Raw genomic sequence first — 23,498 nt, forward strand, 5'->3', positions numbered from 1 at the left:
CACATTCTCATCGACGAGAGGAACAGGCCAGATGCGGCTTCCCCCGCTTCCCGCGGACCGCTGGGACGACGAGGTCGACAAAGCGTTGGCCGGCCTCGTATCCGACGAGCAGCGCGATCCAGAACGCGTGAGCAATCTGATCGGCACGCTGGCCCGCCACCCCAAGCTCGCCCGGCCGTACCTTCGGTACACCTTCTATCTGCTGTACTCCTCGACGCTGCCGGAGCGGATTCGGGAGCTCGCCATTCTGCGCGTCGCGCACCAGACGGGCAGCGAGTACGAGTGGTTCCAGCACGTCAAGATCGGCCGGCAGGCCGGGCTGACCGACGACGAGATCGACGCGGTCACCCGCGGAGAGGCCGGCGACGACTTCGAGCGAGCCGTGCTGATCGCGGCCGACGAGCTGCTCGAGAAATACAACCTTTCCGATGCCACTTGGTCAGCGCTGAGCGAGCGGCTCGAAGAGCGTCAGCTGATGGACCTGATGTTCACCATCGGTACCTATGCGGCGCTGGCAATGGCTTTCAACACATTTGGCTTAGAGCTCGACAAGGAGACGTAAACATATGGCCCACTTCCCCAAACCCGCTGCAGGCAGCTGGACCGAGAACTGGCCCGAACTGGGCACAGCGCCGGTCGACTACACCGACTCCATCGACCCGGAGCAGTGGAAGCTGGAGCAGCAAGCCATCTTCCGCAAGACCTGGCTGCATGTCGGCCGCGTCGAGCGGCTGCCCAAGGTGGGTAGCTACTTCACCCGGGAGATGCCCTCGGTCGGCGCCGGAACCTCGATCATCATCGTCAAAGACAAGGATGAGACCGTCCGCGCGTTCTACAACATGTGCCGGCACCGCGGAAACAAGCTGGTGTGGAACGACTATCCGGGCGAGGAGGTGTCAGGGTCCTGCCGGCAGTTCACCTGCAAGTACCACGCGTGGCGTTACGCGCTCAACGGCGACCTGACGTTCATCCAGCAGGAGCAGGAGTTCTTCGACGTCGACAAAGCCGACTACCCGCTCAAGCCGGTGCGCTGCGAGGTGTGGGAGGGGTTCGTCTTCGTCAACTTCGACGACGACGCGGCACCGCTGAACGAATACCTCGGCGATTTCGCAAAAGGCTTGGAGGGCTACCCCTTCCATGAGATGACCGAGGTCTACAGCTACCGCTCCGATATCAAGGCGAACTGGAAGCTGTTCATCGACGCGTTCGTCGAGTTCTACCACGCGCCGATCCTGCACATGAAGCAGGCGACGAAGGAGGAGGCCGACAAGCTCGCCAAGGTCGGCTTCGAGGCGCTGCACTACGACATCAAGGGCGACCACTCGATGATCTCGTCGTGGGGCGGCATGAGCCCGCCCAAGGACCTCAATATGGTCAAGCCGATCGAACGGATTCTGCACAGCGGTTTGTTCGGTCCGTGGGACCGGCCCGACATCAAGGGCATCCTGCCCGACGAGCTGCCACCGGCCGTCAACCCGGCGCGGCAGAAGACCTGGGGCCAGGACTCTTTCGAGTTCTTCCCCAACTTCACCCTGTTGCTGTGGGTGCCGGGCTGGTACCTCACCTACAACTACTGGCCGACGGGCGTCGACAGCCACATCTTCGAGGCGAACCTCTACTTCGTCCCTCCGAAGAACACCCGGCAGCGGCTGTCGCAAGAGCTGGCAGCAGTGACGTTCAAGGAGTACGCGCTGCAGGACGCCAACACCCTGGAGGCCACCCAGACCCAGATCGGCACGCGGGCCGTCACCGAATTCCCGTTGTGCGATCAGGAGATTCTGCTGCGCCACCTGCACCACACCGCGCACAAGTACGTCGACCAGTTCAAGTCTGAACAGTCCGCCAAGACCAACGGGAGAGTTGCACATGTCTGAGACCCCCTTGCTCCCAGCCGAATTCGCCGACCTCGAGCGATTCTCCGACTGGATTCTGGCGACCGAGCCGGAGCGTTACGCCAAGCGGCTGGCGTCCAGCATGGCCGAGATGCAGGACCTCTATGACGTGGGCATGGCGCGGCTCGAAGAAGTCATGGTCTACCTCGATGCCCGATTCCCATTGCACGACATGCCCGATGATGCCAAGCGGCTGATGCATCTGATGCAGTCGGTCGTCATGGTGTCCTTCCCCGTCGAGGTGTGGAAGCAACCGCGTGTCCTCGACAGCGGGGCGGCGTGGGTCGAACTGGTGCGGGAGCCGGTGGTCTGAGTTGTCGGCTCTTCGCGCGAGCGACTCATCGCATACCGTGCTCACTCTCAAAGCCGCAGGGCTGCTTGACGTCGACGCCGGGGAGATCGTTCGCCCCGGCATCGTCCGCGTCGACGGCGACCGCATTGTCGGCGTCGGCGGTCCGGTCGAAGGTGAGGTGATCGATCTCGGCGATGCGATCCTGCTGCCCGGCCTGATGGACATGGAGGTCAACCTCCTGATGGGCGGCCGGGGCGAAAACCCTGGCCTGTCCCAGGTTCAAGATGATCCGCCGACCCGGGTACTGCGTGCGGTCGGCAACGCCCGCCGGACCCTGCGGGCGGGGTTCACCACGGTGCGCAACCTCGGCCTGTTCGTCAAGACCGGCGGTTACCTGCTCGACGTGGCACTGGGCAAGGCGATAGATGCCGGCTGGATCGACGGGCCTCGGATCGTGCCCGCCGGCCATGCCATCACCCCGACAGGCGGCCACCTGGACCCGACGATGTTCGCCGCGTTCGCCCCCAACACGCTGGAATTGACCATCGAGGAAGGCATCGCCAACGGCGTCGACGAGATCCGCAAGGCGGTCCGCTACCAGATCAAGCACGGTGCCCAGCTGATCAAGGTCTGTTGTTCGGGCGGTGTCATGTCGATGACCGGACCACCTGGCGCGCAGCATTATTCGGATGAGGAACTCCGCGCGATCGTCGACGAGGCGCATCGGCGTGGCCTGCGCGTCGCTGCGCACACACACGGCGCAGAAGCGGTGATGCACGCCGTCGATGCCGGTATCGACTGCATCGAGCACGGCTTCCTGATCGACGACGAGGCCATCGCCTCGATGGTCGAGCACGGCACCTTCCTGGTCAGCACCCGCCGGCTGGCCGATGCCATGGACGTCTCACACGCCCCACCTGAACTGCAGGCCAAGGCAGCCGAGATGTTCCCCATTGCCCGCAAGTCGATCCTCGCCGCGTACGAGGCCGGCGTGAAGGTCGCCGTCGGTACCGACGCGCCGGCCATCCCGCACGGCAAGAACGCCGACGAGCTCGTCACCCTGGTCGAGCTGGGCCTGCCGCCGCTGGCGGTGCTGCGAGGCGCCACCTCCACCGCGGCCGACCTGCTCAACGTCACCGACCGCGGCCGGATCGCCGAGGGCCTCCTGGCGGACATCGTCGCCGTACCGTCGGATCCGTTGTCCGACATCAGCGTTACGCAACACGTCAGCTTCGTGATGAAAGGGGGAAAGGTCTATGTCAACAACTGACGAGATCGTCGCGATCCAACAGCTCCTCGCCAAGTACGCGGTCACCATCACCCAGGGCGACATCGACGGCCTCGTCTCGGTGTTCACCCCCGACGGCACCTACAGTGCGTTCGGTGACACCTACCCGCTGGACCGGTTTCCCGAACTGGTCGACGCGGCGCCCAAGGGCCTGTTCATGACCGGCACCGCGCTCGTCGACCTCGACGGCGATACCGCGACCGGAACCCAGCCCCTGTGCTTCGTCGAACACTCCAGCCACGACATGCGCATCGGCTACTACCGAGACACCTACGTCCGCACCGACGACGGCTGGCGATTGCGCACCCGGGCAATGACATTCATCCGGCGCAGTGGCGAACACGACTCCGGCAAGCCGCACGCGGTAGGTCGCCCACGCCCGTGACCGAGATAGCTGAGTTCCGCGCCGATCTGTCTGCCTGGCTCGACGAACACGACCTCACTCCGGGCCCAGATCACTCCTTGTACGGCCACCTTCGCCAGTTCGCCCGGGTGCAGAAGGCCCTCTACGACGCCGGGTGGAGCCGTCATGGCTGGCCCGAACACGCGGGCGGCCTCGGTGGACCGGCCATGCTGCGGGCCATCGTCGGCGAAGAGGTCGTCGGCCGGCGACTGGCAGAGCCGGGCCCGTACTCGATGCTCGAAGTTCTGGCGCCGACGATGATCGACTACGCGTCTGCCGAATTGGCGGCCGAGATGGTGCCCAAGCTGCTCAGCGGTGAAGAACAATGGTGCCAAGGGTTTTCCGAACCGGGCTCGGGCAGCGACCTTGCTTCACTGACGACCCGAGCCGTGCAGCACGGTGACAAATGGGTCATCAATGGCCAGAAGGTGTGGACGAGCTTCGCGCAGCACTCGCAGCGCTGCATCTTGCTGACCCGCACCGGCGACGCGGACACCCCGAACCATCAAGCCATCACCGCGTTCTTCATCGACATGGATGCCCCGGGGATCACGGTGCGCCCGCTGCGCACCATGCACGACGTCGACGAGTTCTGCGAGGTGTACTTCGACGACGTCGAGGTAGACGCGAGCCGGCTGCTCGGCAAGCCCGGCGACGGCTGGCAGCTCGCGATGGACCTGCTGCCCTACGAACGCTCGACCTGCTTCTGGCAACGCATCGCTTACCTCTACTCGCGGTTCGACGCTCTGATCCACGAGGTCAAGAATCAGGGACAATCCGTCGAATCCGATCTGGGCGAGGTGTTTCTCGCCCTGCACACGTTGCGCTGCCGGTCCCGCGCCACCCAGCATCGCCTGGCCGACGGGCACAAGCTGGGGCCCGACACCTCGATCGACAAGGTCCTCCTGGCGAGCACTGAACAGCGTCTCTTCGATGCGGTCCGCGATCTACTGCCCGGGACCGTCGAACTCGACGAAACCCCGTGGCGCACCGAATATCTGTACTCGCGAGCCGCCACCATCTACGGCGGCACCGCCGAGGTGCAGCGCAACATCATCGCTCGCCGTCTGCTCGACCTCGGGAAGGAATGAGATGTCCGTGCACCTCGATGCCGAGTCGCTCGCGCTGCTGGAAGACACGCTGCGCAAGACGATGCTGTCGTGCTCCGGTCCCGAGTTGGACGCGGCGCTCACCGAACTCGGCTGGGCCGAGATGCTGTCTGACACGGGTGAGGTGGCGGTACCGCTGGTATTCCGGCTGCTCGGCGAAACCGGTTCACACGCTTCAGTTCTCATGGACGTGGTACTGCATGCCACCGGCAACACCATCGGTGACACCGTCGAACTGCCGCTCCCCTATGCGGGCAACACGTGGGTGGTGTGGGACCGGTCCGCTGCGAGAGTGGATACGACACTCGGTGGGTTGCCATTGCGGCGCGAGGACGAGGGCTACCCCATCCGCGTCGCCGAAGCCCGCATCGCCGTGGGGTGGTGGCTGGTCGGTGCGGCCCGGGCCATGCTGTCGCTCGCCCGTCAACATGCGCTGGACCGGGTGCAGTTCGGCCGGCCCGTCGCATCGTTCCAAGCGATCCGGCACCGGCTGGCCGAGACCCTTGTCGCCATCGAAGGCGCCGAAGCGACCCTGGCCCTGCCGATCACGGAGAGCGCGGACCTGGTCGCGCTCCTCGCCAAGGCTGCGGCCGGCAAGGCGGCACTGACCGCGGCGAAGAACTGTCAGCAGGTGCTCGCCGGCATCGGTTTCACCGCGGAACACGATCTGCATCACCACGTGAAACGCGTACTCGTGCTCGACGGATTATTGGGCAGCTCAAGAGAACTCACCAAGAAAGCCGGCGGCGGACTCCGGGCTCGAGGTTCAGCGCCGCGGCTGGCTCAGCTGTAGTGAGTTGATCCTGCACCCTGGGCCTCCCCTACTCGGCATTTCGCACCACCGCCGCAGAGTCAACGCAGTCGCTCACCTTGGCAGGCCGAGCACCCGCTGGGCGATGATGTTGCGCTGGATTTCCGAGGTGCCGCCGGCGATGGTGCCGGCGAAGCTGCGGACGTAGCGGTCGAACCAGCTCCCGGCATGCGGGTCGAGGTTCAGCGGCACGTGCGGCGAGGTCATCGCCGGATGGACGAGTGCGTCGGCGCCGGCGATGTCCATCGCGAGCTCGGATGCGGTCTGTACCGCTTCCGAGCCCAGGAGTTTCAGCACCGACATCCGCGCCACATCTTCCTCGCCCCGTGCGGCGCGCGCCAGCGCCGCGGATCCGAGCAGGCGCAGTGACTGGTTGTCCATGATCAGGGTGGCGAACCGGGAGCGATCCCGCTCGGTCTCCGGCGCGAGGTCCTCGACGAAGTCCTGCAGCCGGTCGGCGAATCCCATCCACAACATCGTGCGCTCGTGACCGAGTGAGCCATTGGCGACCCGCCAGCCCTCGTTCAGCGGCCCGAGAAGGTTCTCGACGGGGACCCGAGCGTCGGTGAAGAACACTTCGTTGAAGTCGAGATCGTCGACGTCGCAAGCGGAGGCGAACGGCCGCCGCACCACACCCTCGGTGTCGGTCGGTACCAGCAGCACGCTGATGCCCTTGTGCTTGGGTGCGTCCGGGTCGGTACGGACGAAGGCCAAGATGACGTCCGCATCGTGCGCGCCGGAGGTCCACACCTTCTGCCCGTTGAGCACGAAGTGGTCCCCGTCGCGGACCGCACGCGTGGAAACGGACGCGAGATCGGACCCCGCGCCGGGCTCGCTCATCCCCAGCGCGGCCGTCATCTCGGCACGAAGAATCGGTACAGCCCAACGCTGTTTTTGTTCCGGAGTGCCGAACGTCAACAGCGACGCCGCGATGATGCCGACGCCCTGCGGGTTGAAGCTGTGATGGATCCGGCGCTTGGACATCTCCTCCTGGTGCACGTACTGCTGCAGCAGGGTGGCGTTGCGTCCGCCGAACTCGGGCGGATTGCCGGGTAGCAGCCAGCCGTTGTCGAACAGCAGGCATTGCCACCGGCGCGCCCAGTCCGGGATGTGCGCGGTCGACCGTGGCCGTTCGACGGACTCCGCCTCCGAAGGCAGATTCGCTTCCAGAAAGCCGATGAACTCCGATCGGAAGGCCTCGACATCCGCATCGAACGTCAACTGCATCTCAGCAAACCCCTTCCAGCAACCAGCACTTGAGAATACCATTCTCTTCATGGGACAGTTACAATCTCTGACACGGAGCATGAGAAGGCCCGTGGCGAGCAGTTACCAGGCCCTTCTCAGGTACAGTTCATGCATGTTCTCCGCTGATGACATGGGTGCGCTGTGACCAGCCCGACGGAAGATCCGGCCTGGAAGCAGCGCGCCGTCGAACGCTCCATCAAGACGGCGAAACTCCGGGCGGCCCAGCGAGTCCAACGATTCCTGGACGCGGCTCAGTCGATCATCATCGAAAAGGGCAGCACGGACTTCACCGTCCAGGAGGTCGTCGACCGCTCGCGACAGTCATTGCGGAGCTTCTACCTGCAGTTCGACGGCAAGCATGAACTCCTCCTGGCGCTGTTCGAAGACGCGCTGAGCCGTTCGGCCGACCAGATCCGGGCCGCCACCGAGGGCGAGACCGACCCGCTGCAGCGGCTGAAGGTCGCCATCGAACTGCTCTACGAACTGTGCCGACCGGACCCGGCGGCGAAGCGCCCGTTGTTCACCGACTTCGCGCCCCGCCTGCTCGTCACCCACCCGGCCGAGGTGAAGATCGCCCATGCACCATTGCTGGCGCTGCTCACCGAATTGATGGAAAGTGCCAGCGCCGCAGGCGAACTGCGCTCGACCGTCAACCCTCGACGCATGGCGGCGATGGCCATGCAGACGGTGATGTTCATCGCGCAGTCCAGCGGTGGCGCCGACGATGCAACCACGCACCCCATCGCCACCGACGAAGTCTGGGACTTCGTCGCGAACGGATTTGCGGCGCAAAAGTGAGAATAGGGTTCTCGCTTTCAAGAATTTGACTTACACTGCGTAGGTGCCCGACCTGTGGACCGATCTTCTCGATTGTCTGAATCTGGCTCCGCAGTCGCCTGACGACGCCGGCCACTTCACCGGACGTAACCAAACGCTGGAGTACCACCGGGTTTTCGGCGGCCAGCTACTCGGACAGTTCGTCCGCGCGGCCGGCCTGGCTACACCCGACAAGGCGATCAAATCCATCCATACGGTGTTTCCCCGTGAGGGTCGTGCCGACGAGCCGGTCACCTACCAGGTGACGCGCCACCACGAAGGCCGCTCGTTCGCGACGCTGTCGCTCGTCGCCTCGCAGAGCAAGGGCGCGATCGCGACCGCGTCGGTCTCGATGCACGCCCCTGAAGACGGACACGATCAGCAGTTCGTCGACGACGTCCCAACCGTTCTGGGACCCGAGTACGAGGCAACGATCGATCTGATCCCCTGGGAGACCCGCTCCGCCGACAGTCTCGACACGACCGCGGTCGGCCCGGCCGAGTACTCGCTCTGGATGCGCACCCCCGCCGTCGACACCGAACTCGCCCCGGCCCTGGCCGCGTACGCCACCGACCTGACGTTGATCGGCACCGCCATCCGGCCCCTGGACGGTGTGAGCCAGCGCGGCAACGGAACCGCCTTCACGTCCGCGGTGACATCACACACCCTGTGGTTCCATCGCCCGTTCCGCACCGATGACTGGCTGCTGCTGCGTCAGCACAGCCCGCTGGCAGCGCAGGGTCGCTGCTTCGGTCGCGGCGACATCCTGACTGCCGGGGGCACTCTGGTCGCCTCCTATGCGCAGGAAGCTCTACTCCGGCTCTAGTGCCGGTCCCGACAAACGGTAAATATCCACTGCAAGTGAGGAATTGAGGCATCACATGACCGGAAGAGTCGAAGGCAAGGTCGCGTTCATCACCGGAGCGGCCCGCGGCCAGGGTCGCGCGCACGCGCTCTTGCAAGCCTCGGAGGGCGCCGACATCATCGCGGTCGACATCTGCGGGCCGATCAGGCCGGGCGAAGAGTCCGCCATCCCGCCGTCGTCGCCCGAAGATCTCGCCCAGACCGCAGAGTTGGTCAAGGGCCTCGGCCGCCGGGTTTTCACCGCACAGGTCGATGTGCGCGATTACGACGCGCTGAAGTCCGCGGTGGATGCAGGAGTCGAAGAACTCGGACGTCTCGACACCATCATCGCCAACGCCGGCATCGGCAACGGTGGCAACCTGTTGCACGAAACCAGCATGCTGGACTGGGATGAGATGATCGACACCAACCTCTCAGGCGTCTGGAAGACCGTGAAAGCGGCTGTGCCACATATCATCGCCGGCGGACGTGGCGGATCCATCGTGCTCACCAGTTCGGTCGGAGGATTGAAGGCATACCCGATGTGCGGCAACTACGTGGCCGCCAAACACGGAGTCGTCGGCCTCATGCGGGGATTCGCGGTCGAATTGGGATCCCACAACATCCGCGTCAACTCCGTGCACCCCACCCACGTCGCGACCGACATGTTGCACAACGAGGGCACCTTCAAGATGTTCCGGCCCGACCTGGAGAACCCGGGTGCCGACGACATGGCGCCCATCTGCCAGATGTTCCACACCCTGCCGATTCCGTGGGTCTACGCCGAGGACATCGCCAATGCGGCGCTCTTCCTGACTTCCGACGACGCCCGCTACATCACCGGTGTCACGCTGCCGGTCGATGCCGGTAGCTGCCTGAAGTAGGCATTCGCGAGGGTCCGGACAATGACGTCCGACGCCGTACTGGTCACCGGCGCCTTCGGCCTGGTGGGCGGGCAGACCGTACAGCGGGTCGCGGCGTGTGGCCGGCCGGTGGTGGCAACCAGCCGCGACTCGAAGGCCAATCGCAAAGCGGCACGGCACTTTCCGCCCAACGTCACGGTCTATTGGGCCGACCTGACCGATGCCGAAGCCACCCGGCAGATGATCGTGGCGGTGGCACCTGCCGCCATCATCCATCTCGCGGCCGTCATCCCGCCCGACATCTACCGCAGCCCAGGACTGGCCCGTCGCGTCAACGTCGAGGCCACCGGCACCGTCGTCCGCTCCGCGGAAGAACTGCCGCACCGCCCACGTTTCGTCCACGCGTCGAGCATGGGCGTGTACGGCCCACGCAATCCACATCGCTGTCACGAGTTGCTGCGTACCGACACTCCCCTGCGGCCGTTCGAAACCTACGGGCGCCAGAAGGCCGAAGCCGAACAGATCGTGCGCTCCTCGCAGCTGCACTGGACCATACTGCGACTCGGGGGCGTACTGAGCCACGAGCCCGGCGCGATGGGGAGGGGACCGGACAATGCCTACTTTTCGAGTCTGCTACCCACCGACAGCCGACTGCACACCATCGACGCGCGTGATGCGGCGTGGGCGCTGGCCGCAGCCACGACGGCGGACGTCGTCGGTGAGACCTTGTTGGTCGCAGGCGACGAATCCCACAAGATCCTCAATGGCGAAGTCAGTGCGGCGATGATGCGAGCCGCAGGGCTGGGCGGCACGCCGCCGCCAGGCCGGCCCGGCAATCCCGACAGCGATGACGACTGGTATCCGGCCGCCGACTGGATGGACACCAGCAGAGCGCAAGAAGCCCTCGGCTTCCAACATATTTCGTGGGAGCAGATGATCGCCGACTACCGGCGGGAAGTCGGCTGGGCCCACTATCCCCTGCGCTTGGCCGCACCTCTGGCTCGAGCGGTCATGAAGCGCAACGACGCGTTTCGTGGCCAACCTGGCCGATATACCGACCGTGGACTGCCATTCGCGCCAGATGGGGCGAACCGCTGGTCGACGGCTAACGGCCCCGAAGCCACCGGCCCGCGGCATCACGGATACGCGGCGAGATCCGTAACGAGAAAACACCATTGAAGACATCTTCACGCAGCCGGGTCAGCTTCGACGTCTTGATCCGCCACTGACCGTCGGACTTCTCATACGTCTCGTGATAGTGGCCGTAACCCTGCAGGTTCACTCCCGGCGCCAGCCGCACCACGTCGTTCAGCGCCCAGATCCCCGTCGCGGTCGACGGTGATGTCAGTTCGATCTCCGGAGTGTGGACCTGATGCACGGTCGGTTGCGATGGCTTGCCCAGCGTACGCTGCAGGAAGGCCACGAATTCGTCTGCACCGCTGATGATCTTGCCGCCCGCCTGGCTGGTGTCACTGACGAAGTCGTCGGCGAAAAGGCCCCGCCAGGCCACCCAGTCCTTGGTATCCAGCAAGCGGCAGTACCGGGCTTTCAACTGCTTGATGGCTTCGACGTCGGCCCAGGCGGCCGGGTCGGTGACGCATTCACCAGACATAGCTGACAACGATCGCACCGAACAGCGCCACGAGCCAGCCGTCGGTGGCCAGCCGGAGCCACAATGGTGCGGTCCGCACCTCCATGAACTCCTGAATGATGAGGCGGGTCTTGATGACCGCCAGCGCCAGCACCCCGAGGGTTATCGGTGTGCTCGCCGCGACCGGCTGGGCGTGATGAGCAGGGGCCAGGAACCAGGACACCACCGTGATCGCCGATAGTCCGGCCCAGACGGCGGTGGTGCGTACGGCAGCAGTCATCTCACCTCATCACGTAGAGCAGCGCGAAGATGACGACCCAGAGCAGGTCGACCATGTGCCAGTAGGTCGCTCCGGTCTCGACCGGTCCGACTCGTCTGCGATGGCGCAGTTCGAAGTAGGACACACCGAGGAACACCAGGCCGATGGCGACGTGAAACAGGTGCACGCCGGTGAGCATGTAGTAGTACATGAAGAAGTTGTTGCTCGGAAAGGTTTGTCCCTGAGCGATTTTCGCTGACCACTCGTAGGCCTTGATAACCATGAACACGAGCCCGCACAACCCACCGCCGACGATCATCGTCCGGGCCCGCTCGAATTCGCCGGCGCGGGTCAGCTGCACGGCCCGCGCCACGAACCACGAACTGGCCAGCAGCACCAGGGTGTTCACGACACCGATGTTCAGGCTCAGATGCCGCTGCGACTCGATGAACAGGTCCCGCTCCTGGTGGCGGGAGACCATGAAGATGACGAAGTAGCTGCCGAAGATCACGAAGTCGCCCAGAACGAAGACCCAGAGGTCCTTGTTGGCGGGCAGGTGCCTCGGCACCGAGGGAGCCGAGGTAGCCGACCTAGCAGTCATGGTTCAGTCCTGGATCTGTTCATTCGGGGACTGCTTCTCGATGGCTGTGTAAAGCAGGCGGATCATGCAGAACTCCCACACCACGAAAACCACCGTGCCGAGATAGAAGCTGATGGAACCGTTCCAGGCCAGGGGCCCGGACCGGAAGACGAACACCGGGCTGGCGAGCAATTCGGTGACGATCATCCAAATGGACATATAGGCAAGCCATTTCGGCAAGATGTCGTTACGGTCGAGGAAGATCGCCAGCGCCAGCACCATGTTCTGAGTGCAGAAGCACCCGAGCGAGCCGACGAACGACAGCAGGCACCAGTCGTACAGCATGACCATGATCTGCGGGTCGCGGTCGGGTCGTAGCGCCGCCGCCACGAACGCGAACGCCGGAATCAGACAGCCCGGCAGGCCGCCGACCACCAGTGCGCCGATATACGCATACGCGAACACGGGACTGACCGACATCCGCTTCATCTGCAGCGCGATCAGTCCATTCGCAACGCTGGCGAAACCGATGAAGAACATCAGCAAGGCGAAGCCGATCCGGATGGTCAGCGAGTGATCGACGAAGAACTGCACGATCTGGGTCTGCGTGATGTCGGGCCGCGGCGGTGGCATCACGCGGGTCAGCACCACGAAGATGAGCCCGAAGATGTTGTAGAAGACCGGGATGGTCCACCACGCGATCCATTGGTCGATTTTCGGCTTCCGCGTCCACGCCGGCGCCGTCCACACCGGGGCCACCGTCATGGTTCCCTGGCCTGGGCACTGATTGCCGACCGCACCACCGCGAACATGACGACGAGATAGAGGACGAAAGCGCCCAGCCGCAGCCAGAACGACACGGCACCGTTCCAGGCCAGTGGACCGTCAGTGACGAGCACCGCGCACACCGCAGGTGTCATGGCCGCCGCGGTGAGTACGTTGAAGCCGGCGACCCAGCGTGGGAAGACCGGTACCGGTCGACGATCGAGATAAACCGCCAGTCCCAGAGCGAGATTCATCACGACGACCGCACCCACCGGCGCGGTGAACACGAGCCAGGCCATGTCGTTGAGCAGCAGGATCAGCTGCGGGTCCCGCCCGGGCCGGTAGGCCGCGATCAGCCAGAAGATGTCGGCGATGGCGAACAGCGTCGCGCCGGTCGCGGCGGCTCCGAGGTAGCTGTACGCCAAGACGTGGCTGGGCAACGACATTCGCTTCATCTGCACGGCGATCGTCATGAAGAACGGGATCAGCATGATCGCGCACAGGTTGAACGTCACCATCGAGAACCGGATGGCCGCCGTGTGTTGCGCGTAGAAGTCGGCGACCTGCACGGCGGTCATGCTCGGCGGCATCGGCGGCAGGAAACCGGGAAAGGCGACGAACGCCATCGCCATGATGGCGCCGAAAAGCGGCACCAGCCATAGGCTTATCCATTGGGGCCGTAAGTCCACCCGGACTCCCTCCATCCACCAACCGGTTGCCGATCGGCTACTTCGGACGGTAGCCGATCGGCAACCTTGCGGTCAATGCTCCGCTACGCTTTGACGTGTGGGGAGATTCAGCGACATCACACGCAGCGCGGCACAGACCCGTGTGCTCGATGCCGCGCTGGCCCTGATCGCAGAGCACGGCGTCAGCGGCACGTCGCTGCAGATGATCGCCGACGCCATGGGCGTGACCAAAGCCGCTGTCTACAAGCAGTTCAAGACCAAGGAAGAGATCGTCGTCGCCATCACCGAGCGCGAACTCGGCAAGTTGGAGGACGCGCTGGACGCCGCCGAGGCCACCGGCCAGGCCACCCAGGCCCGGGACGTGTTGTTGGGCAGGGTCATCGACCTGGCCATCGACCGCCGTGGCGCGCTCAACGTGCTGGAATTCGACCCGGTGATCATCCGCCTGCAGGCCGAACACGAACCGTTTCAGCGGTTCGTCGAGCGCCTCTACGGCGCACTCCTGGGCACCGACGACAGTGTCGCAGCCAGGCTGCACGCCGCGATGTTGTCGAGCGCGATCAGCGTGGCGGTGATGCACCCGTTGGTCGCGGACATCGACGACGACACCCTGCGCACGCAACTCCTGGAGATGACGCGACGAATGCTCGGTCTCTAGGGTTCGCCGCCGAACAGTCGTTCCGCGGCCGAGTACGGGTCGTCGTCGCCGTTCGCGACCGCGGCGGCGAGCCGATCGAGGTCGGCGTGGTTGTGCAGACGGGTCAGCGCCAGCGACAGAATCTGCGCGCGGGCACGGGCGGCCCGCCGGCCCGGGCTGTCGGCGCGGTGATGCGCATCGATCGCTTCGACCAGCTCGGGCAATCCTTTACCCTGCGCGGCAACGAGTTTGAGGATCGGCGCCGCGGTCTCGGCATGTAGATCACGCACCGTCTGATCGGCGCCGTCCCGATCAGCCTTGTTCACGACGACGATGTCGGCGACTTCGAGCAACCCGGCCTTGGCAGCCTGGACCGCATCGCCGGCACCGGGGTTGAGGATCACGATCGTCGGGTCCGCGATGGCGGCGACCTCGACTTCCGATTGCCCCACGCCCACGGTTTCGAGCACGATCAGGTCATAGGCCAACGCCGCGAGCACCCGGATGGCCGCCGGCACCGCGGCGGCCAGACCGCCGAGATGACCGCGGGTGGCGACCGACCGGATCAACACGTCCGGATCGTTGATGTGGGCGGCCATCCGGATCCGGTCACCCAGCAATGCGCCACCGCTGTAGGGCGAAGACGGGTCGACGGCCAGCACCGCCACCCGCATCCCCTGCTCTCGGTACGCACCGACGAGCGCTCCGACGGTCGTCGACTTGCCGGCGCCGGGGGGCCCGGTGATACCCAGCACCCGTGGCGGGGACGCGGTGCCGAGGGCGTCGAGAACCTCACTCCGGCGCGGACTCTCGACCAGGCTCAGCAGCCGTCCGGCGGCGCGGAGGGAACCGCCGCGGGCCGCCGCGATGAGCTCATCGACCGTCATCGTCCGAACTCTATCCGACCCACCCCCTTGATTGAGAATGTTATTCTCCAATGAAGAGAGTATTCCTTGCACGAAGGGTAGGCGGTATGGAGATCAGCGGAAGTTCGGCCATCGTCGTCGGGGGCACCGGCGGACTCGGCGAAGCGACAGTGCGGCGCCTCGTCACCGCGGGCGCGAAGGTCGTGGTCGCCGACGTCGCCGACGACAAGGGCAAGGCGCTGCAGGACGAGTTGGGCATCCGCTACGTCCACACCGACGCCACCTCGGAGGAGTCGGTGCAAGCCGCCATTGCGGAAGCTGAATCGCTTGGCCCGCTCCGTATTTCGGTCGACACACACGGTGGTCCCGCGGCCGGCGGACGCCTGATCGGCAAGGACGGCTCGCCGCTCGGACTGGACGGCTTCGAGACGACCATCAAGTTCTATCTGACCGCGGTGTTCAATGTGATGCGCCTGGCGGCGGCCGCGATCGCCAAGACCGATCCGCTCGAGGAAGGCGCCCGCGGCGTCATCATCAACACCGCGTCCATCGCCGGCATGGAGGGCCAGATCGGCCAGCTGCCCTACTCCGCCGCCAAGGGCGGCGTGCTCGGCATGACGCTGGTCGCCGCGCGCGACCTGTCTCCGCTCGGCATCCGGGTCGTCAGCATCGCGCCCGGCACCATCAGCACGCCCGCCTACGGTCAGTCGGCCGACCAACTCGAGAAGTACTGGGCCCCGCAGATCCCGTTCCCCAAGCGTATGGGCCGCTCGACGGAGTACGCGCAGCTGGCCCAGAGCATCATCGAGAATGACTATCTCAACGGCGAGGTCATCCGGCTCGACGGCGCGCTGCGCTTCCCGCCGCGGTAGCCCGAGCACCACTTGCGCGAGCAGGCGCGAAACTGTCATCTCCCACGGGAGAATTCGACAGTTTTGCGCCTGCTCGCGGTGGTCGGTGACTAGTGTCCTGAGTCGTTAATTCACCTTCTCTTGTTAGGGTGGGTCATGCCCTCGCCCCACGCTGTCGAGATTGTGTTGACCGATGACGAGCGTGCGGAGTTGGTGGGCTGGACGCGTCGGCGCACCAGTGCCGCGGGTCTGGCGCTTCGGGCCAGGATTGTGCTGGCCGCTGCCGACGGCGGCACCAATGTGGAGTTGGCTGATCGCCTAGAGCTCGATCGGGGCACGATCCGTAAGTGGCGCAACAGGTTTGTCGAGCTGCGCTTGGACGGGCTGCTCGATGAGCCCCGGCCAGGTCGGCCACGGGTGGTCGGTGACGAGCAGATCAAGGAGTTGATCACCACGACCCTGGAGACCACTCCGCCGCAGGCCACGCACTGGTCGACCCGGTCGATGGCCGAGCATCTCGGACTGTCGCAATCGATGGTCTCGCGGGTGTGGCGGGCATTCGGGCTGGCGCCGCACAAGCAGGACTCGTGGAAGCTGTCCAAGGACCCGCTGTTCGTGGAAAAGGTCCGTGACGTGGTGGGCCTGTACCTGGATCCGCCCGAACGGGCGGTGGTGCTGTGCGTGGATGAGAAAACCCAGATCCAAGCCCTCAACCGCACCCAGCCGGTGTTCCCGATGCTGCCGGGAACCCCAGCGCGAGCCAGCCACGATTACGTCCGCCACGGCACCTCAAGCCTGTATGCGGCACTAGATCTGGCCTCGGGCAAGGTCATTGGGTCCTTACATGCCCGGCACCGGTCCCAGGAGTTTCTGGCGTTCCTGAAAAAGATCGATGCCAATGTCCCGGCAGACCTCGATTGTCACGTCGTGCTCGACAACGCCTCGACCCACAAAACCCCGGCCGTCAAACGCTGGCTGCTGGCCCATCCACGTTTCACGCTGCACTTCACCCCGACCAGCTCCTCATGGCTCAACCTCGTCGAGCGCTGGTTCGCCGAACTGACCACCAAGAAACTGCGCCGCGGCACCCACACCTCAGTACGTCAGCTCAACACCGACATCCGTGCCTGGATCGACACCTGGAACGACAACCCCCGCCCCTACGTGTGGACCAAGACCGCCGACCAAATCATCGAATCCATCGCCAACTACTGCAGACGAATTAACGACTCAGGACACTAGCCCTTGGCGATCAGCCCGTCGACGATCTTGTTGAAGTCGGCGGTGCCGAACGACACGTACTCGGCCAGATTCGCGTAGTCGAGCGACGCCATCACCGAACGTTCCAACTGGATGTTCATCAAGCGCTTGGTGGCCTCGACGGCCTGCTTCGGCAGCTCGGCGAGCTGCTTGGCACAGGCGATGGCCTCGGCCACCGGATCAGCGACGACGTGATTGGCCAAGCCGAGCTCCAGGGCACGGGCCGCCTTGATGCGCACGCCCGTCAAGGCAAACTCCTTGGCCTGCAACAGGCTTATCTGCGAACCCCAGACCAACGGGCCGCCGTCGGCCGCGACGAGCCCGATCTGCACGTGCGGGTCGGCGAAGAACGCGTTCTCGGCCATGTAGACGATGTCCGACAGCGCGGCCAGGCTGCACCCCAGGCCGACGGCCGGACCGTTCACCGCGGCGATCACCGGGATGCGGCAGCGGACCATCCCGATGACGAGGTCCCGGCCGTGCTTGATGGTCTTCTGCCGCAAGGCTTCATCGCTGCGCAGCTCGTCGAGATAGTTGAAGTCACCGCCCGCCGAGAAGGCGCGGCCGGCACCGGTGATCACCGCGGCGCGCGCGTCGGCGTCCTCGTTGAGTGCCTCCCAGATACTCGCCAGGCCGACGTGCAGCGCGTCGTTGACCGCGTTGAGCTCCTCCGGGCGGTTCAGTGTGATGATCCGCAGCGGACCCTCGGCGCGGACGTCGATTTCGGTTGGCATGCCGTACAAGTCAGTTCCTTCCGTTCTTCGCGCAAGCGCTCATCACAATCCCAAACCCAAGATGCGTTGCGCGATGATGTTCTTCTGTATCTGCGAGGTGCCGCCCATGACGCTCTGTGCGCGGCTGTACATGTAGGCGCCGAACAGCTCGGGATCGCTGGTCCCCACGGTCGCCAGTGCCGCGTGGCCGACGGACTGTTCGGTCCACGTCATGAGCAGCTTGTCGAGTGATCCGTTCGGGCCGTGAGTGATCCCGTCGAGCTGCTCGGACAACCGCCTACGCACGTGCAGACGCAGCATCTCGGTCTGCACCCAGGCCCAGGACAGCGCTTCCGGCGGTGTGCCGTCGACCCGGGCCGCCAACTGCCGCACCAATTTTCCATACCGCGCCGAGAACCCCAACGTCGAGGGCTCGCGCTCGTGGCTGACGACCGTCATCGCCAGCTTCCAGCCCTCCCCCGGCGCGCCGACCATGTTCTCCACGGGCACGCGCGCGCCGTCGAACAACACCTGGCCGAATTCCTTGGTGACACCGCTGATCATCTTCAACGGCCGCTGCTCGATGCCCGGCTGGTGCATCGACACGATGAACGCGGAGATGCCTTTATGTTTGGCCACGTCCTTGTCGGTGCGGGCCAGCACCAGACACCAGTCGGCCACATCGGAATAACTCGTCCAGACCTTGTGTCCGCGGATGACGTAGGTATTGGGGTCGTCGCCACACTGGGTGGCCGTGGTGGTCAGCGACGCGAGGTCAGAACCCGCACCGGGCTCCGAGAACCCCTGGCACCAGCGCTCGGTGCCGTTGATCATCCCCGGCAGAAACCGTTGCTGCAGTTCCTTACTGCCGTGATGGCCCAGGCCCACCACGAGGTAGCCAAGGCTCGGCCGCGCCGGCGCACCCGCCTTCGCGATCTCCTCGTCGACGATCACGTCGTACACCGGCGGCAGCTCCTGCCCTCCGAATTCCTTCGGCCACGACGTGCCGAAGAAGCCGGCGCCGTAGAGCGCGCGGTGCCAATCACCTTGGGCGGCCCAGTATTCGTCGCCCGAGGTCGGGAACTTACCCTTCTGCTCGGTCAGCCACGCGCGAAGCCGGTCCCGAAAGGCGGCTTCCTCCGGCGAATCACGAAAGTCCAATGGTCAGCTCCTCCAACTTGGCGGGCCACAGTTCGGTGGCCGTCAGTACACGGCGCAGATACACGTGCGCAAGGCATTCCCAGGTGTTGCCGATCCCGCCGTGCACCTGGATCGACGTCTCGCACACCGTCGATGCCGCACGCGCACAGTAGATCTTGGCGATGCGTGCCGCCTCGACCGCTTCCGCAGCGGGCAGCGCGTCGACGGCCCAGGCCGCGTGCCGCAGCACGCTGGTCGATCCCTCGATGAGCGCGAGGCTTTCCGCCAGCAGATGTGCGACGGCCTGGTAGGCACCGATGGCCGCACCGTATTGTTCGCGCACCTTGGCGTAGTCGACGGCCAGCGCGTGCGCCCCGCGCGCGGCACCGACGAGGTCGGCGCACGTGACGGTGAGGGCGAGTGCCTGCCAGCGGCCGGCATCCTCGGCGGACAGTTCGCTCAACTCGGGCGGCGATTCGGCCACCCCCGCAACGCATCCCGTCAGGTCGACCGAATCCGGCCGCCCGCCTGCCACCCCGGGCTCACGGCCGAGTACACGCCTGAGCTCATCGACGAGGACCGGACCCAGGAACGGCACGTCCACGAGTCCCCGGGCGAATTCCTCGGCGACGACGGCGACCTCGACGCCGGAGGCCCCGTCGGACCGCAGGGTGCGAAAGCCTGTGCTGTCGACGGCCTTCTCCAGTTGCGCAACACGATTCGCGTCGTCGAGATCGGCGACGGAGTGCAGGCCGAAGTCAGCGGCCAATTCAGCTGCTGATTCGGCGAGTTGCCGTTGTTCGGCGGTCAGACGGACGTCCACAGGCGCTCCTTGAGCACTCGGCGCAACACCTTCCCGGAAGGCAGCCGCGGGATTTCGGGTACGAACACAACACGGCTCGGCCGCTTGTAGGAGGCCAGCCTGCCGGCGACCAAGTCGATCAATTCGCCTTCGGAGACAGCGGCGTTCGTGGATACCGCAGCCACCACCGTCTCACCGTCGCGGGGGTCGGGCAGCCCGAACACCGCACAGTCGGCCACGGCCGGATGCGAGTGCAGGACCGTCTCGATCTCGGCGGGTGCCACCTGGAAACCGCGCACTTTGATCATCTCTTTGCGGCGGTCGGTGATCCGCAGCCGCCCTGCCGCATCGAGATGTCCGATATCGCCGGTGTGGAACCAGCCGTCGACGATGACCGTCGAAGTTTCCGCCGCGGGCAGGTAGCCGGCCATCACTGCCTCCGAGCGCACCTGAATCTCACCTGCCTCCCCGATGCGTACGTCGACGCCGGCGACCGGCCTGCCGACGGTGTCCAGCTGTCCGCCGCTGAGGTCATCGCAGGCAATGACAACCAATTCAGTTGCCCCATATGCGGTTACCCAGCCCACGCCGGTCCGGCGCGTCACCTCCTCGGCGACGGAGACGGTCACGGGCGTGGCGCACCACATGAGGTACCGCAGCGACGAGAGGTCGTAGGTTTCCAGCCGTGGGTGAGCCGCGAGGGCCAAAGCGATCGGCGCCACGGTCATTTCGATGGTGATCCGGTCGGATTCGATGTGGTGCAACATGGTGTCGACGTCGAATCGCGGGTGCAGTCGGAGCCAGGCACCGGTGTCCAGAACGGTCATGATGTTCAGCAGGCCGAGGATGTGCGACGGTGGAGTCATCACCTGCAGGCGGTCCGCGGCAGACAGCCCGAGCGCGGCACGCCACTGCCGCACTGCCGCGGCCAGCCCTCGGTGCGTGTGGCGAACCGCCTTGGGCATCCCGGTGGTGCCGGAGCTGAAGGCGAGCACGGCATCGGAATCCAGCGCGGGTGCGACGGCGGAAGGGTCCCCGGCGACGATGGGCTCGTCGAGATGCACCATCGGCATCAATTGCGCCAGCACCGTGTTGTCACCGATCGCGTACGACGGCCCCGTCAGCGCCAGCGCGTGCTCAACCTCGGCCTGGCGCCACGACGGGCTGAGCAGCACCGCGGCCGCGCCCAGGCGCCAGATCGCGTGCAGCGCGACCACGAATTCCGGGCGGGTCGAGGACATCAGCGCGACGCGGTCGCCGGCACCGACGCCACGAGCCGCCAAGACGGTGGCCAGCCCGCCGGCGAGAGCGTCGAGCTCCCCCCGGCTGTACTCCCGCTGATCGAAGGCGAGCACCGCACCGTCAGCCACGTCGCGCCCGCCCCTTTCTCGGTAGTGAGAGGATTTCCGGTTGATACCGAGAATCATATTCTCCTATAGTTAGAACGACAATACGCGACGATAGGACAACGATGGGGCCAGCCTCGACAACGGCTCAGACCGGCACGGACGCGGGCACGGGCACGATCACCATCTACCTGGACCGGCAGAAAGTCTCGGTCGACCGCGTCGGCGACGAGACACTCCTGGACAGCGCGCGGCGGGCCGGACTGGCCCCACCGTTCTCGTGCGAAGCCGGCAACTGCGGGACCTGCATCGCCAAGCTCACCGAGGGCAGCGCGACCATGCGCAACAACGAGGCCCTCGATGACGACGAAGTCGCAGAAGGCTACGTGTTGACCTGCCAGGCGGTCCCGGACACCGGCTCGGTGACCGTGGTCTACGACGATTGAGCCGGGGGAGGCCGGTACTGCGGCCGATAGCCGGCGATCCGGATCGGGCTGCCGACCAGACGGAAATCTCCTGCAGCCACGACCATTTCAGGTGTGGCCTCCAGCGCCTCGGGTAGCGTCCGGACCGCGGCCGCGGGAATCCCGAGTGACTGCAGCCGCTTCTCCCACCCTGCGGCGGTATCGGTGGACAGCGCCTTCTCGACCACCGCGAGCACCTCGTCCCGGCGTCCGGACCGTTCGGCCATGGTGGCGAACGGAATCGGATCGCCGCCGATACCCGCCTCCCCCACGAACGATTTCCAGAAACCATCGTGGGTGATGAACAACGCCAGGTAGCCGTCCGCGGTCGCAAAGAGCTGCGCCGGGACGTAGAACGAATGCGCGCCGTTCGGATGGCGGCGAGGATGCTTGCCGTCGTTGAGGTACGCAGCCCCATGGTAATTCAGCTGCGACAGCATCACATCGCGCAGGCACACCTCGACCTGACCGCCGCGACCGGACACGATCTGGGCCAGCAGGCCGAGTGCGGCGGCCAGACCCGTGGAATTGTCCGCGGACGAGTAGCCCGGCAACGTCGGCGGTCCGTCGGGGTCGCCGGTCATCGCCGCCACCCCGGTCGCCGCTTGGATGACGTAGTCGAACGCGGGGTCGTCGCCACCGTCCAGCCCGAAGCCCGTCATCGCCACGCAGACGATGCGCTCGTTGAATTCCTTCAGCGCCTCATAGGTCAGCCCCAGCCGGCGGATCACCGACGGCTTCATATTCACCAGCAGCGCATGGGATTCCGCGACAAGCTCGTGAAGCCGCACCTTACCGGCCTCCGACGTCAGGTCCAGATTGATACTGGTCTTGTTGCGGTTGAGGCTGGCGAAGTAGCTGTCGCTGACCTGCCGGGAGAGCTCGCCACCGGGCGGCTCGATCTTGATCACCTCGGCGCCCAGATCTGCCAGCAGCATCGTCGCGTACGGGCCGGCAAGCATGACGCCGACCTCGAGGATGCGGATACCCGCAAGCGGTCCGGTCATGACCGTCACCGTACCTGCTTTGCCAGCTCCGCGATCACGTCCCGCGTGCGATTCTTCGAAGCGATCAGCTCGTCGCGGTTCTCCCCGATCGGCAGCAGCCGTACCGACAGATCCGTGACGCCGGCATCGGCGAACTGCTTGAACCGCTTGAGAATCGACTCTTCGTCACCGGCCGCACACAGGTCGCCGACGCTGCGGGCTTCCCCGCGATCCAGCAGCTTCTGGTAGTTGGGCGACGTCTCCGCCTCGGCGAGGATCCGGTTGGCCCGGTCCTTGGCGGCGTCGATCTCGGAGTTGGCGCACAGCGTGACGGGGATGCCGGCAACGATGCGCGGCGCGGTCCTGCCGGCTTCGGCGGCGGCCTTGTTGATCTTCGGGGCGATGTGCTCGCCGATCGCCCTCTCGTCGGCCATCCACAGCGAGGTGCCGTCCGCCTGCTCGCCGGCGATCTGGAGCATCACGGGACCAAGCGCGGACACCAGCACCGGCATCGGGGTGTCGGCGGCGAGCACCGTCGGGTTGTGCACGGTGAACGAATCATTCTCCACGTCAACAGGTCCCGGTCCGGCGATCGCAGTGTTCAGCACCTGCAGGTAGTCGCGGGTGTAGGCGGCGGGCTTGTCGTAGGGCAGGCCCAGCATGTCGCGCACGATCCAATGGTGCGAGGGCCCGACGCCCAGCGCCAGCCGACCTCCCGACATGGCATGTACCGAAAGCGCCTGGCGGGCAAGGGCGACCGGGTGCTGCGCCTGCAGCGGTACCACCGCCGTGCCGAGCTCGATGCGCGCGGTGTTCGCTGCCATCAGGGCCACCATGGTCAGGCAATCGAAGTCGTTGGGGACCTGCGGCATCCACGCGCTGTCCAGCCCCGCGCTCTCCGCCCACTGGATATCGGAGACCAGCTTGGAGACCTTGCGCGCCATGTCGCCACGCTCGGCCCCGATCATCACACCGAGACGCATC

At 65.5% G+C, this 23,498-nt stretch carries 28 protein-coding genes; 15 read left to right on the forward strand and 13 right to left on the reverse strand.

Annotated elements, in window-relative coordinates; all coding sequences use genetic code 11:
* Positions 1 to 31 precede the first annotated feature (31 nt).
* From ACWW1C_RS18225 to ACWW1C_RS18255, 7 genes are read left to right on the forward strand one after another with little or no spacing between them, the layout of a single operon-like run.
* Entirely contained in the window at positions 32 to 562 is a 531-nt protein-coding gene (locus ACWW1C_RS18225; RefSeq protein ID WP_455979692.1) for a carboxymuconolactone decarboxylase family protein, read from the forward strand.
* Between the two features lie 4 nt (positions 563 to 566).
* Positions 567 to 1,874 carry an aromatic ring-hydroxylating oxygenase subunit alpha gene (locus ACWW1C_RS18230; RefSeq protein ID WP_455979693.1) on the forward strand — a complete coding sequence of 436 codons (1,308 nt, stop codon included), beginning with the start codon at positions 567 to 569 and terminating at the stop codon, positions 1,872 to 1,874.
* Complete coding sequence (locus ACWW1C_RS18235) at positions 1,867 to 2,205, forward strand: hypothetical protein (RefSeq protein ID WP_020102610.1); 339 nt, start codon at positions 1,867 to 1,869, stop codon at positions 2,203 to 2,205. The genes ACWW1C_RS18230 and ACWW1C_RS18235 overlap by 8 nt, the downstream gene beginning before the upstream one ends.
* A gap of 37 nt (positions 2,206 to 2,242) precedes the next feature.
* Positions 2,243 to 3,454: an amidohydrolase family protein gene (locus tag ACWW1C_RS18240; protein ID WP_455979694.1), complete on the forward strand. Its 1,212-nt coding sequence runs from the start codon at positions 2,243 to 2,245 to the stop codon at positions 3,452 to 3,454.
* A complete protein-coding gene (locus tag ACWW1C_RS18245) occupies positions 3,441 to 3,857 on the forward strand; it encodes a nuclear transport factor 2 family protein (RefSeq protein WP_043394871.1) in 417 nt (138 codons plus the stop codon). The genes ACWW1C_RS18240 and ACWW1C_RS18245 overlap by 14 nt, the downstream gene beginning before the upstream one ends.
* Positions 3,854 to 4,966: an acyl-CoA dehydrogenase family protein gene (locus tag ACWW1C_RS18250; RefSeq protein WP_455979695.1), complete on the forward strand. Its 1,113-nt coding sequence runs from the start codon at positions 3,854 to 3,856 to the stop codon at positions 4,964 to 4,966. Before ACWW1C_RS18245 ends, ACWW1C_RS18250 begins: the two co-directional genes overlap by 4 nt.
* 1 nt (position 4,967) lies before the next feature.
* Positions 4,968 to 5,777, forward strand: coding sequence for an acyl-CoA dehydrogenase family protein (locus tag ACWW1C_RS18255; protein WP_455979696.1), 810 nt, complete (start codon positions 4,968 to 4,970; stop codon positions 5,775 to 5,777).
* 72 nt (positions 5,778 to 5,849) lie between these two features.
* On the opposite strand, the gene ACWW1C_RS18260 is transcribed toward ACWW1C_RS18255, so the two are convergent.
* Positions 5,850 to 7,022, reverse strand: coding sequence for an acyl-CoA dehydrogenase family protein (locus tag ACWW1C_RS18260; RefSeq protein WP_455979698.1), 1,173 nt, complete (start codon positions 7,020 to 7,022; stop codon positions 5,850 to 5,852).
* Between the two features lie 162 nt (positions 7,023 to 7,184).
* Between ACWW1C_RS18260 and ACWW1C_RS18265 the strand changes: the two genes are divergently transcribed.
* From ACWW1C_RS18265 to ACWW1C_RS18280, 4 genes are read left to right on the forward strand one after another with little or no spacing between them, the layout of a single operon-like run.
* A complete protein-coding gene (locus tag ACWW1C_RS18265; protein ID WP_455979699.1) occupies positions 7,185 to 7,841 on the forward strand; it encodes a TetR/AcrR family transcriptional regulator in 657 nt (218 codons plus the stop codon).
* 43 nt (positions 7,842 to 7,884) lie between these two features.
* Positions 7,885 to 8,685: an acyl-CoA thioesterase gene (locus ACWW1C_RS18270; RefSeq protein WP_455979700.1), complete on the forward strand. Its 801-nt coding sequence runs from the start codon at positions 7,885 to 7,887 to the stop codon at positions 8,683 to 8,685.
* A 55-nt stretch (positions 8,686 to 8,740) separates the two neighbouring features.
* Positions 8,741 to 9,586, forward strand: coding sequence for a mycofactocin-coupled SDR family oxidoreductase (locus tag ACWW1C_RS18275; protein ID WP_455979701.1), 846 nt, complete (start codon positions 8,741 to 8,743; stop codon positions 9,584 to 9,586).
* A 21-nt stretch (positions 9,587 to 9,607) separates the two neighbouring features.
* Positions 9,608 to 10,744, forward strand: coding sequence for an NAD-dependent epimerase/dehydratase family protein (locus tag ACWW1C_RS18280; RefSeq protein ID WP_455979702.1), 1,137 nt, complete (start codon positions 9,608 to 9,610; stop codon positions 10,742 to 10,744).
* On the opposite strand, the gene ACWW1C_RS18285 is transcribed toward ACWW1C_RS18280, so the two are convergent.
* From ACWW1C_RS18285 to ACWW1C_RS18305, 5 genes are read right to left on the reverse strand one after another with little or no spacing between them, the layout of a single operon-like run.
* A complete protein-coding gene (locus tag ACWW1C_RS18285; protein ID WP_455979703.1) occupies positions 10,671 to 11,186 on the reverse strand; it encodes a nuclear transport factor 2 family protein in 516 nt (171 codons plus the stop codon). The genes ACWW1C_RS18280 and ACWW1C_RS18285 overlap by 74 nt on opposite strands.
* A complete protein-coding gene (locus tag ACWW1C_RS18290; RefSeq protein WP_455979704.1) occupies positions 11,167 to 11,436 on the reverse strand; it encodes a cytochrome C oxidase subunit IV family protein in 270 nt (89 codons plus the stop codon). Before ACWW1C_RS18290 ends, ACWW1C_RS18285 begins: the two co-directional genes overlap by 20 nt.
* A gap of 1 nt (position 11,437) precedes the next feature.
* Positions 11,438 to 12,016, reverse strand: a complete 579-nt coding sequence (locus ACWW1C_RS18295) for a cytochrome c oxidase subunit 3 family protein (RefSeq protein ID WP_455979705.1) — start codon at positions 12,014 to 12,016, stop codon at positions 11,438 to 11,440.
* Between the two features lie 3 nt (positions 12,017 to 12,019).
* Positions 12,020 to 12,760, reverse strand: coding sequence for a hypothetical protein (locus tag ACWW1C_RS18300; RefSeq protein ID WP_455979706.1), 741 nt, complete (start codon positions 12,758 to 12,760; stop codon positions 12,020 to 12,022).
* Positions 12,757 to 13,392 carry a hypothetical protein gene (locus ACWW1C_RS18305; RefSeq protein WP_455984346.1) on the reverse strand — a complete coding sequence of 212 codons (636 nt, stop codon included), beginning with the start codon at positions 13,390 to 13,392 and terminating at the stop codon, positions 12,757 to 12,759. The genes ACWW1C_RS18300 and ACWW1C_RS18305 overlap by 4 nt, the downstream gene beginning before the upstream one ends.
* A gap of 154 nt (positions 13,393 to 13,546) precedes the next feature.
* On the opposite strand from ACWW1C_RS18305, the gene ACWW1C_RS18310 reads away from it, so the two are divergent.
* Complete coding sequence (locus ACWW1C_RS18310) at positions 13,547 to 14,107, forward strand: TetR/AcrR family transcriptional regulator (protein ID WP_455979707.1); 561 nt, start codon at positions 13,547 to 13,549, stop codon at positions 14,105 to 14,107.
* On the opposite strand, the gene meaB is transcribed toward ACWW1C_RS18310, so the two are convergent.
* Entirely contained in the window at positions 14,104 to 14,973 is an 870-nt protein-coding gene (meaB, locus tag ACWW1C_RS18315; protein WP_455979708.1) for a methylmalonyl Co-A mutase-associated GTPase MeaB, read from the reverse strand. The two genes, ACWW1C_RS18310 and meaB, sit on opposite strands and share 4 nt — an antisense overlap.
* An 86-nt stretch (positions 14,974 to 15,059) precedes the next feature.
* Here meaB and ACWW1C_RS18320 point away from each other — a divergent pair, with 86 nt between their 5' ends.
* Positions 15,060 to 15,824, forward strand: a complete 765-nt coding sequence (locus ACWW1C_RS18320) for an SDR family NAD(P)-dependent oxidoreductase (RefSeq protein WP_455979709.1) — start codon at positions 15,060 to 15,062, stop codon at positions 15,822 to 15,824.
* Between the two features lie 135 nt (positions 15,825 to 15,959).
* Positions 15,960 to 17,045 carry an IS630 family transposase gene (locus ACWW1C_RS18325; protein WP_455979207.1) on the forward strand — a complete coding sequence of 362 codons (1,086 nt, stop codon included), beginning with the start codon at positions 15,960 to 15,962 and terminating at the stop codon, positions 17,043 to 17,045.
* Here ACWW1C_RS18325 and ACWW1C_RS18330 read toward each other — a convergent pair.
* Genes ACWW1C_RS18330 through ACWW1C_RS18345 form a run of 4 tightly spaced genes read right to left on the reverse strand, consistent with a single transcriptional unit; the run spans position 17,042 to position 21,088 of the window.
* Positions 17,042 to 17,806, reverse strand: coding sequence for an enoyl-CoA hydratase/isomerase family protein (locus ACWW1C_RS18330; protein WP_455979710.1), 765 nt, complete (start codon positions 17,804 to 17,806; stop codon positions 17,042 to 17,044). The genes ACWW1C_RS18325 and ACWW1C_RS18330 overlap by 4 nt on opposite strands.
* A gap of 33 nt (positions 17,807 to 17,839) precedes the next feature.
* Complete coding sequence (locus tag ACWW1C_RS18335; RefSeq protein WP_455979711.1) at positions 17,840 to 18,937, reverse strand: acyl-CoA dehydrogenase family protein; 1,098 nt, start codon at positions 18,935 to 18,937, stop codon at positions 17,840 to 17,842.
* Positions 18,924 to 19,739 carry an acyl-CoA dehydrogenase family protein gene (locus ACWW1C_RS18340; RefSeq protein WP_455979712.1) on the reverse strand — a complete coding sequence of 272 codons (816 nt, stop codon included), beginning with the start codon at positions 19,737 to 19,739 and terminating at the stop codon, positions 18,924 to 18,926. Before ACWW1C_RS18340 ends, ACWW1C_RS18335 begins: the two co-directional genes overlap by 14 nt.
* Entirely contained in the window at positions 19,724 to 21,088 is a 1,365-nt protein-coding gene (locus tag ACWW1C_RS18345) for a class I adenylate-forming enzyme family protein (RefSeq protein ID WP_455979713.1), read from the reverse strand. Before ACWW1C_RS18345 ends, ACWW1C_RS18340 begins: the two co-directional genes overlap by 16 nt.
* Before the next feature lie 101 nt (positions 21,089 to 21,189).
* Between ACWW1C_RS18345 and ACWW1C_RS18350 the strand changes: the two genes are divergently transcribed.
* Positions 21,190 to 21,510 (forward strand): 2Fe-2S iron-sulfur cluster-binding protein, encoded by a 321-nt coding sequence (locus ACWW1C_RS18350; RefSeq protein ID WP_455979714.1) that lies wholly within the window; start codon positions 21,190 to 21,192, stop codon positions 21,508 to 21,510.
* Here ACWW1C_RS18350 and ACWW1C_RS18355 read toward each other — a convergent pair.
* Together ACWW1C_RS18355 and ACWW1C_RS18360 are read right to left on the reverse strand one after the other, a co-directional pair.
* Complete coding sequence (locus tag ACWW1C_RS18355; protein ID WP_455979715.1) at positions 21,498 to 22,535, reverse strand: CaiB/BaiF CoA transferase family protein; 1,038 nt, start codon at positions 22,533 to 22,535, stop codon at positions 21,498 to 21,500. The genes ACWW1C_RS18350 and ACWW1C_RS18355 overlap by 13 nt on opposite strands.
* A gap of 5 nt (positions 22,536 to 22,540) precedes the next feature.
* Complete coding sequence (locus ACWW1C_RS18360) at positions 22,541 to 23,497, reverse strand: LLM class F420-dependent oxidoreductase (protein ID WP_455979716.1); 957 nt, start codon at positions 23,495 to 23,497, stop codon at positions 22,541 to 22,543.
* Position 23,498 lies beyond the last annotated feature (1 nt).

The organism is Mycobacterium sp. HM-7 (genome assembly GCF_053852335.1).